14 protein-coding genes and 1 other annotated feature are annotated in these 18,708 nt (G+C 36.9%); of the genes, 3 read left to right on the forward strand and 11 right to left on the reverse strand.

Annotated elements, in window-relative coordinates; translation table 11 throughout:
- Positions 1 to 171: 171 nt before the first annotated feature.
- The 11 genes from FYJ25_RS04165 to FYJ25_RS04215 form a co-directional block, all read right to left on the reverse strand.
- A complete protein-coding gene (locus tag FYJ25_RS04165; RefSeq protein WP_154580615.1) occupies positions 172 to 1,461 on the reverse strand; it encodes a substrate-binding domain-containing protein in 1,290 nt (429 codons plus the stop codon).
- A gap of 180 nt (positions 1,462 to 1,641) precedes the next feature.
- Positions 1,642 to 2,436 carry an HAD family hydrolase gene (locus FYJ25_RS04170; RefSeq protein ID WP_154580616.1) on the reverse strand — a complete coding sequence of 265 codons (795 nt, stop codon included), beginning with the start codon at positions 2,434 to 2,436 and terminating at the stop codon, positions 1,642 to 1,644.
- A gap of 880 nt (positions 2,437 to 3,316) precedes the next feature.
- Complete coding sequence (locus FYJ25_RS04175; RefSeq protein ID WP_154580617.1) at positions 3,317 to 4,063, reverse strand: amino acid ABC transporter ATP-binding protein; 747 nt, start codon at positions 4,061 to 4,063, stop codon at positions 3,317 to 3,319.
- A complete protein-coding gene (locus FYJ25_RS04180) occupies positions 4,064 to 4,858 on the reverse strand; it encodes an amino acid ABC transporter permease (RefSeq protein ID WP_096241178.1) in 795 nt (264 codons plus the stop codon). It lies immediately after the preceding gene.
- Between the two features lie 21 nt (positions 4,859 to 4,879).
- Positions 4,880 to 5,737 (reverse strand): transporter substrate-binding domain-containing protein, encoded by an 858-nt coding sequence (locus FYJ25_RS04185; RefSeq protein WP_154580618.1) that lies wholly within the window; start codon positions 5,735 to 5,737, stop codon positions 4,880 to 4,882.
- Positions 5,738 to 6,076: 339 nt separating this feature from the next.
- Positions 6,077 to 6,634 carry a TetR/AcrR family transcriptional regulator gene (locus FYJ25_RS04190; protein ID WP_096241180.1) on the reverse strand — a complete coding sequence of 186 codons (558 nt, stop codon included), beginning with the start codon at positions 6,632 to 6,634 and terminating at the stop codon, positions 6,077 to 6,079.
- Positions 6,635 to 6,815: 181 nt separating this feature from the next.
- Positions 6,816 to 8,285 (reverse strand): sensor domain-containing diguanylate cyclase, encoded by a 1,470-nt coding sequence (locus FYJ25_RS04195; RefSeq protein WP_167513772.1) that lies wholly within the window; start codon positions 8,283 to 8,285, stop codon positions 6,816 to 6,818.
- 210 nt (positions 8,286 to 8,495) lie between these two features.
- The gene (gene thrS / locus FYJ25_RS04200; protein ID WP_096241182.1) at positions 8,496 to 10,265 is read right to left on the reverse strand and encodes a threonine--tRNA ligase; all 1,770 of its coding nucleotides are present in this window, start codon (positions 10,263 to 10,265) and stop codon (positions 8,496 to 8,498) included.
- A 143-nt stretch (positions 10,266 to 10,408) separates the two neighbouring features.
- Positions 10,409 to 10,663: a binding site (T-box leader), on the reverse strand.
- A 46-nt stretch (positions 10,664 to 10,709) separates the two neighbouring features.
- Positions 10,710 to 11,954, reverse strand: a complete 1,245-nt coding sequence (locus FYJ25_RS04205) for an NAD(P)/FAD-dependent oxidoreductase (protein ID WP_154580620.1) — start codon at positions 11,952 to 11,954, stop codon at positions 10,710 to 10,712.
- A 510-nt stretch (positions 11,955 to 12,464) separates the two neighbouring features.
- Positions 12,465 to 14,702 carry a SulP family inorganic anion transporter gene (locus FYJ25_RS04210; RefSeq protein WP_096241185.1) on the reverse strand — a complete coding sequence of 746 codons (2,238 nt, stop codon included), beginning with the start codon at positions 14,700 to 14,702 and terminating at the stop codon, positions 12,465 to 12,467.
- An 82-nt stretch (positions 14,703 to 14,784) separates the two neighbouring features.
- A complete protein-coding gene (locus tag FYJ25_RS04215; RefSeq protein WP_096241186.1) occupies positions 14,785 to 15,237 on the reverse strand; it encodes a DUF2798 domain-containing protein in 453 nt (150 codons plus the stop codon).
- Positions 15,238 to 15,650: 413 nt separating this feature from the next.
- On the opposite strand from FYJ25_RS04215, the gene FYJ25_RS04220 reads away from it, so the two are divergent.
- The 3 genes from FYJ25_RS04220 (at position 15,651) to FYJ25_RS04230 (ending at position 18,631) form a co-directional block, all read left to right on the forward strand.
- Positions 15,651 to 17,552 (forward strand): OPT family oligopeptide transporter, encoded by a 1,902-nt coding sequence (locus tag FYJ25_RS04220; protein WP_154580621.1) that lies wholly within the window; start codon positions 15,651 to 15,653, stop codon positions 17,550 to 17,552.
- A gap of 277 nt (positions 17,553 to 17,829) precedes the next feature.
- Positions 17,830 to 18,204: a PqqD family protein gene (locus tag FYJ25_RS04225; protein ID WP_154580622.1), complete on the forward strand. Its 375-nt coding sequence runs from the start codon at positions 17,830 to 17,832 to the stop codon at positions 18,202 to 18,204.
- Positions 18,205 to 18,265: 61 nt separating this feature from the next.
- Entirely contained in the window at positions 18,266 to 18,631 is a 366-nt protein-coding gene (locus FYJ25_RS04230; RefSeq protein ID WP_173854301.1) for a hypothetical protein, read from the forward strand.
- Positions 18,632 to 18,708: the final 77 nt, after the last annotated feature.

Genomic DNA, 18,708 nt, shown 5'->3' on the forward strand with positions numbered 1-18,708 from the left:
TACTTCTTGAAAATTTCAGGGAGAATAACTTCTCCCTGAAACCTTCCTTGTTAACTTCTTGTTAACATCACTATAAATTCTCAAAAATATGTTCATTATATGCAAGTATGTTCAACTACATAATCTGAAACATCTGAAATTGAAAATCTGTACGCTCTAAATAGTTAGAAACTACTGATTTAAAATAGCTGTGTAAGAAGCTGCGTTATCTGTCTTAACCATGTTGATTGCAAATGCATCGTACTGGCTTGGGTTTCCAAGACGGTTTGTAACGTTAGATTCTGTCTGTCCGTCACCACCGATGTACTCTACATCAAGATTTAAAAGATCATCATATTTCTGTAAAAGTGGCTGATATGTTGAGCTTAAGAAGTTATCAGAAGCATTGTAGATATTAAGCCATACTTTCTTTGTTGCATGTTTAGAAGAATCTAACTGATTAGATACTGGTTCCCAAACAACTGTAGAATCTGTGAAATCTTTATAGTTATCTGCTGTAACTGCAGCGTTTAATGCATAGTAAGATCTCTCTTCTTCGCTATATTTATATACATCTTCGCTAAGTACGTTTCCAGCTTCATCAGCTGTTCCGATACCTGTATCTACGTCAACACCATCAAGTGCGTTACGAAGCACTCTAAGTGTAAGATAAGCCTGAACATCGGCATGCTGGCTGACTGTTCCGCCGTAACCTTCTGCAATAGCTGCTACTGCATCACTGTTAGCATCGTATCCAAATGTAGGAACTTTGTTATCTTTTGACCAAGCGTTAAACATTGACATTCCCATTCCATCGTTGTTAGATACAACTAAATCGATAGAATCTCCAAAAGAAGAAGCCCATGTTCCGATTGCGTTACCAGCTGTTGCTGCATCCCATGTAGCACCTGCGGAGTTTTTCATTTCCTGAGAAGCAAGCTCTCTGATCACATATTTCTTACCATTAACTTCAACTTCTCCGTCTTTAACCTCTGCAGCTTTTCCATCTGTGTTTGTTCCTGTAGGAGCACTGTTAAGTTCTCCGCCTTTTTCAACACCTGTACCAAGAGCTTTACGAACACCTCTTGTACGAGCGATAGAATCGTTATGTCCGATGTCACCGATTGCTAAAACATAACCGATAACTCCGTCACCATTACGGTCAACTTTATCAATGTTTTTCTCGATATATTCTTTAACCATCTGACCCTGAACTTCAGCACCCTGGTTAGCATCGAAACCTACATAGTAAGTATCTTTGTTAAAGTTAAGAGCTGTCTTGTCAAGTTCACCTGTAGAACTGTTAGAAGGCTGACGGTTAAACCATACGAGTGGTTTATCCTTGTTAGCTACTTCAGAAGTTGCTGCTGCTTCACTTCCTGTGTTAGCCTCTCCTTTAGTATCTCCCCCACTGCTACCGCATGCTGCTGTAGAAACTACTAAAGCTGCTGCCATCATCATTGCTACAATTTTCTTTCTCATTATTATTACCCTCCTCGGTTTTTGTTGATATTGCCAGTATAAACGATTTTTTAACAAGAAACGATAGAATATTTTTAGATTCACATTAAAAATTCTATGATTTTATTAGCAAAACGAATAAAAAATTCTATGATTCAATACATTATATGGCAATGCCAAGTTTTCTCCCCTCCCATATGTTCAAGACAAAAAAGTTTTTAATACCTTCAACACTCCATCTTCTGCATATCCTGGTATAATTTCATCTGCTGCTTCTTTCGTTTCTTTTCTTGCAGTATCAACCGCATATCCCTTCCCCGCATATTCAAGCATCGCAATATCATTGATATTATCCCCAAAAGCAATCGTTTCTTCACGTGAAATCCCCAACTCCTCACAAATACTCCTCATTGCCGTTCCTTTATTTGCTCCTGGTCTGACAATATCAATCCAATACTTACCCGAATTTAAAAACTCCAGTTTTCCTTCCCATTTATCTTTTATATATTTCTTACAAATCTGATCTACGTTTTCCGGATGATACATCGTCATCATACTGAAATCTTCTTGTGGAACATTACTCCATCCTCCCGTTCCGATCGTATCATAATGATATCCATCTATTAATAACTTATGCATTGGTGTTCCCTCAAAAGGACAATATGTATTCGTTGGTGTATTCAAAATTCCCTCTAGCTGATCAAATTTCGATAACTGTTCCCATAATTCTTTTCCCCATTCCTGCGGAATCGGTTTCATAATTTTCGACTTTCCATTATGAGATACTACATTACCATTCTGCGATGCAATCCATAGTTTATCCATAACAGGTGCAAACACCTCTTTTATGCTAACCATATGTCTTCCTGAAGCAACCACAAATACGATTCCTTTTTCAACAAGCTTTTCAATCACCTCATAATATTCCGGATTGATCTGTAAAGTCCCATCTTTAATCAATGTTCCATCGATATCTGTCATAACCATTTTTATCATAATTTTTATTTTCCTCCTATGTTTAAATAAAATCAGTATACTCCATGATTGATATAGGCGCAAGCAAGTGCTATTATATTGTAGATTTAATGTAGACGAAAAAAGAAATAATACCCTATCCCATCTGCTCTGTATTCGCTGTATTTAAGATGCTCTTCCACATCTTAAACACGCTCCCAAGCCGCATCTGGGATAGGGTATTATTTCTTTTTTCTGACTATTTTAAATCCACAGTTGGTGAGAATGGGGATTCTCCAGAAGGTTATGGATTCCTGGGGAATTAAAGTCTAAATGATTGACACATTTTTTCTGGAAGTTTCCATCTGAATAGAAAGCGTAGACTTTTGGGGAATCCGACTGATTTGTAGATTTAGTATAGACGAAAAAAGAAAACATACGATATTCCATCTGCTCTGTAGTCGCTGTATTTAAGATGCTCTCCCGCATCTTAAACACGCTCCCAAGCCGCATCTGGGATATCGTATGTTTTCTTTTTTCTGACTATTTTAAATCCACAGTTGGAGAGAATGTGGATTTTCCAGAAGGTTATGGATTCTCGGGAAATTAAATTTTAAAGGATTGATAATCTAATTGTTGGATATATCTGGTATTTAGTTATACAAAGAGTTCTATTTCTTTTGGATGTTTCCATTTGAATAACAATCGTAGACTTCTGGACAATCCCCCTCTATTCAAGATCAAAATACTAATTTCCATCTGGAGCCAAAGGACAGAAAAGCAGAAATTTGATATAGAAGAAAATGTGATGTCGGAGCCAGTAAAAATGCCGGTCAGGCATTTTCTGCGCCGCGACTATCTTCACATCTTCTTCTATATCAAATTTCTGCTTTTCGTTTCTTTAGTCCCTCAAATTAGCATTTTAGAGATTTCTAAAGCGACTCAGGAATTCTTTTGTTTTTTCTTTTTGTGGTGTTTTGAAGATATCATCGCTTGTTCCCTCTTCTTCGATTACTCCGTCTGCCATGAAGATTACATGGCTGGAGATGTCTCTGGCGAATGCCATTTCGTGGGTAACGATGATCATTGTCATACCTTCTTTTGCAAGTGCAGCCATGACATTTAATACTTCTCCTACCATCTGTGGGTCAAGTGCAGATGTTGGTTCATCGAATAAAAGGACTTCCGGTTCCATTGCCAAAGCTCTTGCAATAGCAACTCGCTGCTTCTGACCACCAGATAGCTGTTTTGGCTTTGCATTGATGTAAGGGTCCATTCCTACTTTCTGTAAGAACTTCATGGCAAGTTCTTTCGCTTCTTCCTTGCTCTTCTTTGCTACCTTGATCGGACCGACCATACAGTTTTCAAGCACGGTTAAGTTTGCGAACAGATTAAAGCTCTGAAATACCATTCCTACTTTTTCACGATACGTACATACGTCCATTTTAGGATCTGTGATATCTTTTCCATGGTAGTAAATATTGCCTCCTGTTGGAGTTTCTAAAAGATTGACACAGCGAAGCATGGTGGACTTTCCAGAACCGGAAGCACCAATAATAGAGATAACATCTCCCTTTTCTACACTAAAGTCAATGTCTCGTAATACTTCATGATTACCAAAGCTTTTTACAAGGTGGGAAATTTCAAGTATTTTATTATTCTCACTCATTTATCTTCCCTCCCTTGTTGCTTTTTTAGAACCTAACTGTGTTCCAATGTCCATGTTGTCAACTACCTCATAACTGTCATTACCATCTAACGCTCTCTCCCACAGATTTAATAATCTTGAAGAAATCAGCGTCATAATCAAATAGATAATCATTACGATCGTTGCCGATTCAAAGTAAGTATATAATGCTCCGGCAACACTCTTATGCACAAAGAATAATTCGGTAATACCGATGACGGATAATACAGAGGTATCTTTGATATTGATAATAAGGTTATTTCCAATCTGTGGAAGAATATTACGGAAAGCCTGCGGAAGAATAACATTTGTCATTGCCTGAAAATGATTCATACCGATTGCTTTCGCCCCTTCCATCTGTCCTGGATCAATAGAAATAATACCACCACGAACAGATTCTGCCATATAAGCACCTGTATTAATCGATACGATGATAAATGCAGACTGCCACATTCCCATCTGAATATTAAATAACTGGGATGCACCGTAATAAATAAATACGGCCTGTACAATCATAGGTGTTCCACGAAATACTTCTACATAAATTTTTAAAATAATTTTTACAAGCTTTAAAATAATTCTTTTTGGCAGACTGTCTCTCTTCTTATCTTCCGGTATTGTCTGCACAATACCAATTGCCAAACCAATAATACATCCGATTATTGTAGCAATAATTGCTATAACTAATGTAGTACCTGCACCTTTTAAATAAGATGTTCCATACTGCTGCAGCAGATAAGCAATTCTCTGCCCAAAATTCATATCAGCCAAATTCATGACCTATTCTCCTCCAGACTACTATTTAGATAAAGGCTGTACAGAAATAGCCTCATCCATCATCTTGTTGTAGTCATCTTTTGTCATCTTAGAAAGAACACTATTGATGCTGTCAACTAATTCTGTGTTACCCTTCTTTACAGAAATACCAATGTTGATGTCTTCATCAGATACTTTAAAATCATCGTCACTTCCTGAGAAATCAAGTAATTTAAAATCAGGGTAAGCAACTAATGCTGCCTTTCCTGTAGGCATATCTGTTACAACAACGTCTGTTCTTCCACTGTTTAATGCAACTAACATAGCTGGTGCAGATTCCTGTGCTGCCTGAATGTCGGCATCTTTAATCTGTGGAAGGCACTTATCATACCAGATTGTTCCAAGCTGAGAAGTACATGTAGCACCTGCAAGGTCTGCTACACCCTTTGCATTCTCATACTTGCTTCCCTTCTTTACAAGTGTAACGATGGATGCATAGTAATATGGCTCTGTAAAGTCTGCCATCTGCAGTCTTTCAGATGTGATAGACTGACCAGCGATAACGCAGTCAACCTGTCCGGACTGTACCGCAGGAATTAAGGAATCCCAGTCAAGCTTTACGATCTGTAAGTCATATCCCAATTCATCGGCAATCTTCTTTGCCATCATAACATCATAACCATATGCATAGTCAGAACTGTCTTTAATAGGAACTGCTCCGTTAGAATCATCAGACTGTGTCCAGTTATATGGTGCGTATCCACACTCCATTGCTACTTTTAAAGTCTTTTTTCCTGCATCAGTAGAACCTTCTGACTTTGCTGTGTTTGAACTTCCGCAAGCAGCAAGACTTAATACCATTGCTGCTGCTAAAAACATACTAATGATCTTTTTCTTCATAATACTTCTTCCTCTCTATATAATTTGTATTGTTGGGAAAAACACTTCCGAACTAAGAAAGTAGAGAAAATGCATCGCTGCTGTATAGTATACACACGAAATCGTCTTATGATTTACGATTATATTTGCAACTCATTCGAAGATATCTTTCATGCCCCATTATTATAAGCTTTGTATACTCCTTCTCCGATTACATAAAAACAGAGAAGCCCAGATGGACTTCTCCCTCGAAATCTTCTCTGCTATTCTCTTACTTCATCGTATTTCTCGAAATATAGTACATTGTAGCATGTTATTTTTAAGATTGCAATTACTCTTTGCAATTCTCTTCATATTAATTTATATTATTTTATATTTTTGACATACCATACGCATACTTCCTGCAAACATTCGGCAAAGTATACGAGAATGTTCCACAATATCATATGACATATCGTGATTAAGCCAGTCAATCAGCTGGCCAAACAACTCACATTTTAAATAACTTATCACAAATTCCAAATCCTTTGAATCTACTCTTTCCGAATACTCCCTGGAACGAATATAAGTACGTGTCACATGCTCACAAATCTTCATGAGCTGTTTCTCATAAAATTCTCTGTTGGATGAACCATAAATATGATAAATCATTCTCTTATTTAAATTGATTTCTTTCAAGGCTGCAGTGACTTTCTCTTCAAAAGTAGATTCCTCCGGCAAATTCTCTATCACCTTCGCCGTCATCTCCACAATAATCTCTTCTAATAAAGAAGGAATATCCTGAAAATGATAATAAAATGAATTTCGATTCACACCACAGTCCTCTACAATATCTTTCACTGTAATCTGGGAAATCGGTCGTTCTGTTAGTAACTTTATAAAAGAATTTTTAATTTCTCTTTTGGCAAAAGGGGGCATTCTGTGCACTTCCTTCCTTAAATTTATAAATTTATCAAATTTATCACCTTATATACTGCCACGCTCATTACGCACTACATGCAACATAATATCATAGATTCTTTCTTTATTCCATTAAAAATTCCAAAAAATCTATAGATTGTTTCTTTGAATTTGTGTAAAGTACATATATTCTTTATTTTTATACTTTATGATAAATACTAAATCCATCACGACCGTTTCTTTTTGTCCTGTACATTGCCTCATCTGCATTTCGATACAGGCTGTTAAATGTTATACCATCTTTTGGCATAAAAGCTGCTCCGATACTGCAGGTTAACCTATGGTCTTTTATTTCCTCTACCGGAAGCTCATGAAAATACTGTATGAGACTTTCCATACGACGAATCACAAATTCCTCAGACGTTACACCTTTCATAAATATGAGAAATTCATCGCCCCCAACTCTTCCTATGATATCATCCTCTCTAAACGAACTTTTTAAAAGATGTCCCACTTTATATAAAACTCTGTCACCTACCGCATGTCCAAAATTATCATTAATCTGCTTAAAATGATCAACATCCAGCATAAGAAGAACACCTCCAGATTTACTCTCCTTACTATCGAGCCATTCTGTAACTAAATTCTCCGTTCCGATTTTATTATGAAGCTGTGTCAGACCATCAATACTAGCAAGCTCCTTCATATACTTTTGCTTCTGAGACTCTCTGTATAAGATAATAAGCAGAAATGCAATCATTCCTCCACCTATAACAAAAACTAGAATGACCTGTCTGTCCTGAACAAACTGATAGCTTTCCTGTGCTTTACTCTGCGGAATCACATAACAAAGCATCCAGTCATTAATTCCAAGTGTATCATAGGCAAGATATCTTACTTTTTTTCCCTCCTTAAGTACAAGAATTCCAGCTTTCTGGTTCTTTATATTTCTTTTTGTCTCTGCCATATCCTTTTTAGAAACTTCTTTATTTGTTACATAAAAATCATATACATTATCGCTAATATTGATATTTCGATACGCCTTTCCACTATCACAGGAAATAATTCTTCCGGAATAATCTATGATCATAGAAAAACCTACTCCATCATAAATATCGTTAAATAGCATCTGATTTAACGCGCCAACGTTATAAGAAGCCCCCAGAGCCCCCATTATTTCTCCATCTTTGTAAATAGGTACTGCAAGTATTACCTTTGTTTTCCCATCGACCATACTTTCCACAGGACGGCTCATTACTCGCTTTCCTTCCATCACATCATTAAAATAATTTCTGGTTTTCACCGACTTTCTCGCTCCATTACTGTAATAGGCATTCCCATCTGCATCAATAAGTGCAAGGAGATCTAAATCCTGTTCTTTTACAATACTCTGAATCAGTCTCTTATTTTCTCCTGAAAATATATTCTCTCTTTCCCCTACATAAGTAGCCATACCGGATAGATAACTAAATTGAATATCTATAATCGAGTTTAAATGATAACTTTGCCTTTCCACATTCGTAGCAACATTCTTCTGACTATTTATTTCCACATCCTTCTGAAGCCAGGATAAAAAAAACAAAAGACAACCTATCATAAAAATAAGAAAGGTACCTATAATCAGCAAATATTTTCTTACTTCATTCTGCTCCATTCCTTTTTTCCCCATGCTGTTCCCCTCCTTATAGAATTCTAATGATAGTACAATGTAAACTATTATTGTATTTTTTATCATACCATAATCCTTTCTCATTGTCATTTGTTTTTTACATTTGTTAACAACTTCTCAATTTAATTCATTAATGGAAACAGACAAAAAAATTCCAGCTTATAATAAAGATTATAAGCTGGAATTCTTTTTGCTGTTTATTCGCTCTATTTAAATTTCTTTTTCGATGATCTCGGCAAATTCTTCTACAGACATTGCACCTAATTCCGGACTGTCATTTTGATCTGCTACATCTCTCTTTCGAACAGATACCGTTCCTTCATTCTGTTCTTTTTCTCCAACGATCAGCATATATGGTACCTTCTGAAGCTGTGCCTGTCTGATCTTGTAACCAAGTTTCTCATCCCTGTCATCCATTTCAACACGAACCCCTTTTGCCTTCAGCTCCGCAGAAACTTTCTTAGCATACTCTGCAAATTTGTCGGATACAGGAAGAACTTTTGCCTGTACCGGTGCCAACCATGTTGGGAACTTTCCTGCATAATGTTCAATTAAGATTCCGATAAATCGCTCAATAGAACCAAATACAACACGGTGAATCATGATTGGACGATGTTTTTCTCCGTCTGCTCCAATATATTCTGCCTCAAATCTCTGTGGAAGCTGGAAGTCAAGCTGGATTGTTCCGCACTGCCATGTTCTTCCGATAGAATCCTGTAAATGGAAGTCAAGTTTTGGACCATAGAATGCGCCGTCTCCCTCATTTACTTCGTAAGGAATATTCATGGCTTTGATTGCATTTTCCAATGCATTTGTTGCTACTTCCCACTCTTCTTCTGTTCCCATGCTATCATCTGGACGAGTGGATAATTCTACATGATAAGTAAATCCAAATTTCTTATATACTTCATCAATCAATTTTACGACTTTCTGGATTTCATTTTCAATCTGCGCCTCTGTCATAAAGATATGGGCATCGTCCTGTGTAAAGCATCTTACACGCATCAGTCCATGAAGCTGTCCGGACTTTTCGTGACGGTGCACAAGGCCAAGTTCCCCAAGACGAAGTGGAAGTTCTTTGTAAGAACGAGGCTCCATCTTATAAACAAGCATTCCACCTGGACAGTTCATTGGTTTTACAGCAAAATCCATGTCGTCAATTACTGTTGTGTACATATTTTCCCGGTAATGATCCCAGTGTCCGGATGTCTCCCAAAGCTGTCTGTTTAAAAGAATTGGTGTAGAGATTTCCTGATACTCTTCTCTTGTATGAATCTTTCTCCAGTAATCAATTAATGTATTTTTCAATACCATTCCCTTTGGTAAGAAAAATGGAAATCCCGGACCTTCCTCCATAATTGTAAATAAGCCAAGTTCTTTTCCAAGCTTTCTATGGTCTCTCTTTTTCGCTTCCTCAAGCATATGCAGATAATCCTGCAATTCTGATGCTTTTGGAAAAGAAATTCCATAAATCCTTGTAAGCATCTTATTTTTCTCATCACCACGCCAATATGCACCTGCTGTAGAAAGAAGCTTAATTGCTTTAATAACACAGGTGTTTGATACGTGAGGACCCGCACAAAATTCCTCATAATCTCCCTGCTTATAAAATGTAATCGTCTCATCTTCAGGAAGTTCTTCGATCATCTCCACCTTATAATCTTCCTGTCTTTCTTTCATATAGGAAAGAGCTTCTTCTTTTTTCACTTCAAAAACTTCCAGTGGAAGGGACTGTTTTACAATCTTTTTCATCTCTTTTTCAATTGCCGCAAGATTCTCTTCTGTAAATGAAAAAGAAAAGTCAAAATCATAATAAAATCCGTTGTCAATTGCTGGTCCGATCGCACACTTTGTATCCGGATATAATCTCTTTACTGCCTGTGCCAGCACATGAGCGCTTGTATGCCAAAATGCTTCCTTTACCTCTTTGTTGTCAAAATCACCTTCGATTACCTGTCCATTTTTTTCCAGAACTTTCATTTCATTACCTCCAAAATAAGAACGAATCTGACTGGGACCTTTCTTTTTTATTTGCTCCAGACATTTTAAGACATCAGCCTTCAAAGTCAGGAGTAATTTTCTGTAAATTAAAAAAGCACCCATAGATTACAATATGACTATAATCTAAGGGTGCAGTAAATACACGGTTCCACCTTATTATTTCACTTCAGATTCTATGATTAAATCCTATCCCTTAACGCGGGCATACGGCAACACTTGTGAAATATCCCAAAATGTCTTACCCATCTCAAAAAATACTTCTTTTCGCATCGCAGCTCAGGAATGGTTTTCATATATTTCCTCATAAATAACTCTCAGCACTCGTTACTCTCTCTGTATAATTCTAATATATTACTCTTTTCCTTCATCGCTTTTCGCTGTTTCGAGTGTATGGTAGCACTATTAAAAATATTTGTCAATGTTTTATTTTTTATACTTTTGAGGTCTGAATGAAAATCTGTCTGAAATCGTATCCTTTATATTAGAAAAATACTGTGGAAGTAAAATCTTTCGCTCTGTAGAAAACACTTCTTTCCATGAATAATTGACAGCCTCTTTCGCTTCTACAAACTTATCTTTCAAAATTATTTCCGTTAAAAGCATGGCGGCAGTCATCGCAGAAGTCATTCCCCAACCATTAAATCCTGTTGCCACATACAGACCCGGTGTTTTTCTTTCAGAAGCATAAGATCCGATATATGGTATACCATCTAAACTGAAACAATCCTGTACTTTCCAGCTCGCCTTCTCTTTTGCTTCAGGATAGTACATTGCTGCTGCCTCCCTTAGTTTCTCCCATTCATGAGCCTCCCTGTCACTTTCTGGCTTGTACATTCCTCCTGTCATTAAAAGTAAATCCCCATAACTTCGAAAAGAGAGTCCTCCCTGCGCTTCATCTGTATACATCCCATTCATCTTCTGTGCATTCCCCAGTGCCAGAATACAGGACTCTTCCATATGCAGCTTTCTGTTATACTTGCCAAGCTTCTCATAAAATGGAATATGTGTTGTGCAAATAATATGATCTGCTACCGTAACGTGTATTCCACACCATATAACATGCCTGAACCAGTCATCAATCTCTACACCTTCATATATATGTATATTCTGATGCTTTTCCAGTTCTTTTACAAGACCATTCAACAATTTTACCGGATTTAGCTTGGCCTGTCCCGGAAAACGTACTGCTCCTGATATATCAAAGGGCAATTCTGTTGTCTCACAAAAATCTGCCTTCCCGCCAATTCGATCTACTGCATCAATCTCTTTTTCAATCTTTTCTCTATCATTCTTAGAATAAACATAAGAACTCGTTTCTTCAAAATCACAATCAATCTGTTCAGAAAGTTCCCGATACTTCTGTATTGCCTGTTCATTCGCCTGAAAATACATCCTGGCCTTCTCCTCACCATCTCGTTCTAATAACTTACTATAGATCAGACCATGTTGAGAAGTTACCTGTGCCATCGCATCTTTCCCTGTTCCTTCAGCGATTCGATCTTTATCTAAAAGAATACAGTCTACTCCTGAATCTTTTAAAAACCAAGCACATAGTATACCACATAAACCGCCGCCAACAATCGCTACATCGGTCATCTCCATACATTCCATCTTTCCATAATCAGATTTTTCTGCTGTATCAATACTCCTCCATATAGAATCTGACATCGATCTATCCTCCTGAAATTATTAACCATTATACCATCTTTAACATTTTTATTATATAACTAAAAAGAAAAAGAATATTATTAATTTTTCTTAAACATTCTTTTTCTTCTTTTCATACTGTTTTTTTAATATAATTACTGTTTATATAGTTTATTTTGTTCTGTGTATTATTCGTTTAATTTAAAATTTACTTTTTATATGATGCCAAATTCAAAGAAATATCCTATAATTCAGATGGCTTACTTGCTTCATAATCCTTCCATGCTGTACTTTCTGTCACACCGGACATATCTGCTTTCATAGAATAAAAAGATACGGTTATTGTATATTCACTGTTTCCTTGTACATATACCGTTCCATCTGGAGCCAGCTAGCAGAAAAGCAGAAATTTTATATCAATTAGAATGTGATGTCGGAGCAAATAAAAATGCCGGTGAGGCATTTTCTATGAAGCGATTATCTTCACATTCTAATTGATATAAAATTTCTGCTTTTCGTCTGTTCTTCCAATCAAATTAGCAATTTTTTCTCTAATTCATGTAATTTTCCTGCAGCTTCCGGATTCTGTTTTTGCAGTCTTCGTTCTAAATTCTCTCTGCTTTCTACTAACTTTTCCCATATCTCTGGATTTTCTTGTTTTAATTCTATCTCCAAATGATGACGACGTTTTTCGATCATCTGGAATATAAGCTGTTTATTTTTATCCTCTTCTAGATTTGCGGAAAGTTCATCTAAATGAAGTTCCATTCTTCGAAGAACCTCATCCTCATCAATAGCACCGAGATTGTGCCATGCCTGCATTTGTTTTGAAAGACCTTTTTCCGAAATTTCTTTGATTTCCGGCCAATGATGCAGATTCGCTATTACCCGATGTACTCTTTTTTCGATTTCATTTACTGTATCTTCACCAAATGCCCATGCAAACTCTTCGAGTGTATTTTCTTCTTCGGCAGGTAATGTATGTAGCCACAGTGCTTTTTTTAATTTTTCTATTTTTTCTGTATTATGCTTATGAACAGGCAGTTTTCCTGCATGTTCCCGCAATTCTTCTAAGCTTTCCTGCAGATTTGCCGGAATACCTTCCAGTGGAAATGGTTTTTGTAATCCTGAATCAAGAAGCGCTGCCGTAATCGTTCTTCTGATACACCCTTCTTCTATTAATCCACCCATTCCAAGATTTCGAAACTGTGTATTAAGTGCCTGCATATGTTCTGTAATGTAAAATGCAATTCCTTTTTTCTCTAAGTTTTGTTTTAACATAAGAATCGTATCCGCTGCTGTTATATCAATACTTGTAATTGTTCCGGCATCTACGATTACGGTTTTTATGTCTTCTTTTAAATTATTTTCGATATCTTCCTGAAATAATTTACTATTTGCGAAGAAAAGGGTTGCATTAAAACGATAGATCATCGTGTGTTCAATCGGATGTGCATAATGATTTTTATCTAAATCATAAAAACCATCTCTTCCTGGAATACCTCCAAGAAATGCTCTTGTCGGATTCGTTTCCCGAATAACAACTGCCACAAAGGATAGAATGATTCCTATAATTACTCCGTAAATTGTTCCAAGAAAAAGTACTGCCATGCAGGCTGCTACAAAAATATAAAATTCTTTTCGACTTACTTTAAATAAACGAACTGCCAAATGCCATTCTACAACATTCATTAATGCAGAGATCACAATTGCCGTCAATACCGGAACCGGCAAGTATCCTATAAACCCTGCTGCAAATAAAAGAACCATTACCATAGAAATTGCTGCTGTAATAGAGACAGCCTGCGTCCTTCCTCCAAACTGTTCATTCATTGATGTTCTTGAAATACTTCCATTTACCGGACAGCTTCCTGTAAAAGCAGAAATAATATTTCCTGCCGCACAGGCAAGGATTTCTTTATTATCATCTATTTTATAACCATTTTTCGAAGCAAAATTATTCTCGGAAAGTAAAGTTTCTGCCATAACAACAACAGCAATCATCAAGCCACGACCTGCTGCATGCTTAAGGTCTACATGAAATACAGACGGTATAATAAATTTAGGAAGTCCTGGCTCTACTTTCGATAGTAAAGCCACTCCATAATGATCCACATGAAATACCAATGTAGAAACCATTCCAAGAGCCATGATCACAACTGCCATCGGAAACTTCGGCATTACTTTTTTAGAAATAATCAATATTGCCAGCGCTCCGACACCTAATCCGACCGATACCCAATTTATATGCAATGCTGTCTCATACAAATGTTTTAACAGTTCTGGAAGTTCACCAGAACCGGATTTACCTCCCATAATCTTTGGAATCTGCATCAAGATAATTGTCAACGCGATTCCGCTGATAAACCCTCCCATAACTGGAGTAGAAATAAATGTAACGAGCTTACCTGCTTTCAAAAAATAAAATAAAAGCAGCCATAAACCAACGAATAGTGCAATAACTGGAATATACCGGAGTGCATCCACACTCCCACTCTCAATTCCAAGACTTGCAAGCGCTGCTCCCGCGATGGCCGCCGGTGCCGCATCCACTCCAAAAATAAACTGAGGAGAAGTGGAAAAAAGTGCAAAAAATAAAATAGGAAGTACAGAGCCATACAGTCCAAAAACTGCTGGCAGACCTGATACTTCCGCATACCCCATAGAAATAGGAATAGAAACAGCCGCAATCATGATTCCAGCTGTAAGATCTTTTCCAAAATATTCTTTTTTATAATTCTTTAATGTAGGAAATAAAGAAATTTTCATAAATCGTATGCCTTCCTTTCTATAAAACTTACCATATAATATAGAAGATTCTTGAGGCAATGTAAAGAGAAGAAGAAAAGATCTATTTAACAAACTTTCCAAATACATTTCTCACCAATGGTCCTGCAAAGAAAATCTGCCAGCACAGTGCCATTGGGAAGTTCATTGCAGTTGTCTGTAACCAGACAGCTATAATTTCTTTTCCCGGATGTTTAAATAATACCGTTGCAATAAAACTCATTGCCGGACACATCAGACAAACAATCATTGATGAAATTGCCAGTATGATAAAAATCGGTTTATCTGTTGGGGATACAATACGAAATGCAAGAAATTTAGATAATTTCTCTACAACAAAAAATTCTAAAATAAATGCTGCAGGCCACATAATCGGCATCTCATAAAATGCGAGTAAGAAAATCTGGTTGCTCATACCTCCCTTATCAATAGAAATGTTGTAACAAACCATAGCATAGACCATGACAAAAGCCATGATGAGGGTGAAAATAACGTTCTGTAACTTTGTTTTTGGCATAATCAGCCGCCTCCTTTTATTCTGTCTACCGAAAATTTACTTTTCGATGAAATAGTATAAAAATAGGATGTGTTGTTCGTTATCAATATTTTTTCAAAATATTGTGCGTTTCCAATTAGACCAAAATATTTTTATGATATTTTCTTGATACGAGTCGGTATTATAGCATAAAAATTTTTTTTGCGTAAGTACTTTTTTATTTTTTTATTTAGGACATACTATAAAAATACTGTAAAATAGGTAGATTGCCCAATTATATGACCATTTTATACTACTTTATAGTAATTCTTTATCACTACAAAGTGCCATAATACGCAAAAAAAGTGCATTTTTTTACCTTTATTTCATTTTAAATAAATGTTATAATTGTTATGTTTTTGTAAGGAAATTGTAAAAAAGAAAGGATAAACGTAATGAAGGAAAACAAAAACGATTTTAAACCGTATATTCCTGCGGACCAGGTAGTTCCGGAATTTACAGTCACAGCCTTAATTCTTGGTATTTTACTTGCAGTTATTTTTGGTGCTGCTAACGCATATCTTGGACTTCGAGTTGGTATGACCGTTTCCGCATCTATTCCTGCAGCCGTACTTTCCATGGGTATTATTCGTATCATTCTTCGTAAGAATTCTATCTTGGAAAACAACCTTGTTCAGACAATCGGTTCAGCCGGTGAGTCTGTTGCTGCCGGAGCAATCTTTACTCTCCCTGCTTTATTCTTATGGGCAAAAGAAGGTAAGATTGATTCTCCTAGTATTTTAACTATCTTTTTAGTTGCACTTGTTGGTGGTATCCTTGGTATCTGTTTCATGGTTCCACTTCGTCAGGCTCTTATCGTTGAAGAACATGGTGTTCTTCCTTTCCCTGAAGGAACTGCCTGTGCAGAAGTTCTCCTTGCCGGAGAAGAAGGTGGTAACAAAGCTGGTATCGTATTCTCCGGTCTTGGTATCGCTGCTATTTACAAATTCATCGCTGATGGAATTAAACTTTTCCCTAGTGAAATTGGTTATGATATTCAGGCATATGCCGGTTCTTCCGTAGGTATTCAGGTTCTTCCTGCTCTTGCGGGTGTTGGTTACATCTGTGGACCTCAGATTTCAAAATATATGTTCGCAGGTGGTACTTTAAGCTGGTTTGTACTCATGCCTATGATTGCATTATTTGGTAAAGATGCTACCATCTTCCCTGGAAGTGAAGTAATTTCTACTCTTGCTCCAGGATCATTATGGGGAACTTATATCAAGTACATTGGTGCCGGTGCCGTTGCAGCTGGTGGTATCATGAGCTTAATCAAGACTTCTCCACTCATTGTCCGTACATTTAAACAGGCAATGGGCAGCATGGCTAAAAACCGCGCTACTGCTGATGCTTCCCGTACACAGCGTGACTTACCAATGCCGATCATTCTTGGTATTATCGCTGTTATCGCTATTGCCATCTGGTTACTTCCAATTTTCCCTGTAAGTTTCCTCGGTGCAGTTCTCGTTGTTATATTCGGATTCTTCTTTGCAACTGTTTCCGCCCGTATGGTTGGATTAATCGGTTCTTCTAACAACCCAGTTTCCGGTATGGCAATTGCTACTTTAATTATTTCTACTTTAATTTTAAAAGCTACAGGAACTACAGGAACTACAGGTATGATCGGTTCCATCTGTATCGGTAGTATTATCTGTATCGTTGCTGCTATCGCCGGCGATACTTCACAGGATTTAAAGACAGGTTTCATCGTAGGTGCTACACCTAAACTTCAGCAGATTGGTGAAATGGTTGGTGTTATCGCTTCCTCCGCTGCAATCGGATATGTTTTATATCTGTTAAATGCTGCATGGGGATTCGGTTCTAACGAGATTCCTGCTCCACAGGCTACAATGATGAAGATGCTCGTTGAAGGTATCATGAATGCAGAACTTCCATGGGCACTGATCCTTGTTGGTGTATTCATCGCTATCGTTGTTGAGATTCTTGGTATTCCAGTACTTCCATTTGCCGTTGGTATGTACCTTCCATTCTCACTGAGTGCTGGTATTATGGCAGGTGGGGTTGTCCGTTGGATTCTTGAACGCCGTAAAGCAGCGAATGAAAGCGAAGAAAAAGAAAAGAAAGCTTGCATCGAACGTGGAACATTATTTACTTCCGGTCTGATTGCCGGAGAGGGACTCATGGGAGTTATCCTTGCTATTTGTGCGGTAGCAAAAGTTGACTCTAAGTTTGTTTCCCCTGTTGCCCTTCCACAGATTGCCAGCTTAGTTATTTTCATCATTTTACTTGCTTATTTATACTTCTTATGTGTAAAAAAGAACAACAAAACTAATTAACAATTAAATTACAAAACATATTTAATTTCTGGCAGTGAGAGAACCTCTTTCACTGCCAAAATTATTGAATCACGCGCCAAGTCTCGCGGCTGCTCGACTTGAAATATACATTTGATTTTAATACCAAATCGTTATAAAATATAAATTGTTTCAGAATTATGGGAGTAGCATTCGCTGTGGAGTAATTCGCGACGTCATGCTGGGAGCAAAATACCTTTTAATCCTAATATCACTGTATAATTTAATTTATATAATTTAATTATAGAAAGGATTCTCTATGACCAAACAGAAAATAGATAAAAACTATCTTGACTATATTCCTGTCAAAAACCCTGACATAGAATATGAAAAAAATGAAAAAGGAATTATCACTGTTTTTATTCGCTGGGAAGGTTTCTTTAATAAGATTGCTCAGAAATTTTTTCACCGCCCAAAAGTAAGTTCCATCGATCTTGATGATTACGGAAGCTTTGTCTGGGGCATCATCGATGACAAAAAGGATATTTACACACTTTCAAAAGAACTCGATCAAAAGTTCCCTAACATGGAAAAGTCCCTGTCCCGTCTCATTAAGTTCTTAGAAATATTAAAAGATCATCATTTAATCACTTATTCCGAAAAAAAGAGCAATTCAAACATAAAAACTTGCTAGAAATAGCCAGTAATATGTATAACACAGATTTACGATTGAATAAATATGAAAGGATCATACTATGGAATTACTGAAAAATCTGTTACAGTATCTCCCTTATATTTTACTCTTTGCCATAGCTACCATGTTAATCTACGGCTGGGGATTATGGCGTTCTCTGCACCAGAAACAAGATTTAAATAACCTATTGACCTCAAAAGGAATCAGTAAAATAAAAAAAGAACTAAAACGTAATGGGAAGATGACAAAAAAAGAACTCGCCGACTGTATACAGGGGCTCACCGCTCAACAGCCTTTTAGCAAACAACGCATCGGTGTCACCAATCCCACTCAGTTTCTTGACTCGCTCCTTCCTTACATGGAACGTCAGGAAATGATAACAAAAACAAAAGAAAACGGAAAGGTATATTACTATTTGATTCATTGAGAGAGAACAGACGAAAAAAGAAAACATACCATATCTCATCTGCTCTGTAGTCGCTGTGTTTAAGATGCTCGTCCGCA

Origin of the sequence: Anaerobutyricum soehngenii (assembly GCF_009697165.1) — a bacterium.
GTDB lineage: Bacteria > Bacillota > Clostridia > Lachnospirales > Lachnospiraceae > Anaerobutyricum > Anaerobutyricum soehngenii.

Excerpts from the sequence above, each read along its gene's own strand:
- FYJ25_RS04185 (WP_154580618.1), bottom strand. The coding sequence starts at position 5,737 with ATGAAGAAAAAGATCATTAGTATGTTTTTAGCAGCAGCAATGGTATTA.
- FYJ25_RS04170 (WP_154580616.1), bottom strand. The coding sequence starts at position 2,436 with ATGATAAAAATGGTTATGACAGATATCGATGGAACATTGATTAAAGAT.
- thrS (WP_096241182.1), bottom strand. The coding sequence starts at position 10,265 with ATGAAAGTTCTGGAAAAAAATGGACAGGTAATCGAAGGTGATTTTGAC.
- FYJ25_RS04220 (WP_154580621.1), top strand. The coding sequence starts at position 15,651 with ATGAAGGAAAACAAAAACGATTTTAAACCGTATATTCCTGCGGACCAG.
- FYJ25_RS04175 (WP_154580617.1), bottom strand. The coding sequence starts at position 4,063 with ATGAGTGAGAATAATAAAATACTTGAAATTTCCCACCTTGTAAAAAGC.
- FYJ25_RS04180 (WP_096241178.1), bottom strand. The coding sequence starts at position 4,858 with ATGAATTTGGCTGATATGAATTTTGGGCAGAGAATTGCTTATCTGCTG.
- FYJ25_RS04165 (WP_154580615.1), bottom strand. The coding sequence starts at position 1,461 with ATGAGAAAGAAAATTGTAGCAATGATGATGGCAGCAGCTTTAGTAGTT.
- FYJ25_RS04190 (WP_096241180.1), bottom strand. The coding sequence starts at position 6,634 with ATGCCCCCTTTTGCCAAAAGAGAAATTAAAAATTCTTTTATAAAGTTA.
- FYJ25_RS04225 (WP_154580622.1), top strand. The coding sequence starts at position 17,830 with ATGACCAAACAGAAAATAGATAAAAACTATCTTGACTATATTCCTGTC.
- FYJ25_RS04205 (WP_154580620.1), bottom strand. The coding sequence starts at position 11,954 with ATGTCAGATTCTATATGGAGGAGTATTGATACAGCAGAAAAATCTGAT.
- FYJ25_RS04210 (WP_096241185.1), bottom strand. The coding sequence starts at position 14,702 with ATGAAAATTTCTTTATTTCCTACATTAAAGAATTATAAAAAAGAATAT.
- FYJ25_RS04195 (WP_167513772.1), bottom strand. The coding sequence starts at position 8,285 with ATGGGGAAAAAAGGAATGGAGCAGAATGAAGTAAGAAAATATTTGCTG.
- FYJ25_RS04230 (WP_173854301.1), top strand. The coding sequence starts at position 18,266 with ATGGAATTACTGAAAAATCTGTTACAGTATCTCCCTTATATTTTACTC.
- FYJ25_RS04215 (WP_096241186.1), bottom strand. The coding sequence starts at position 15,237 with ATGCCAAAAACAAAGTTACAGAACGTTATTTTCACCCTCATCATGGCT.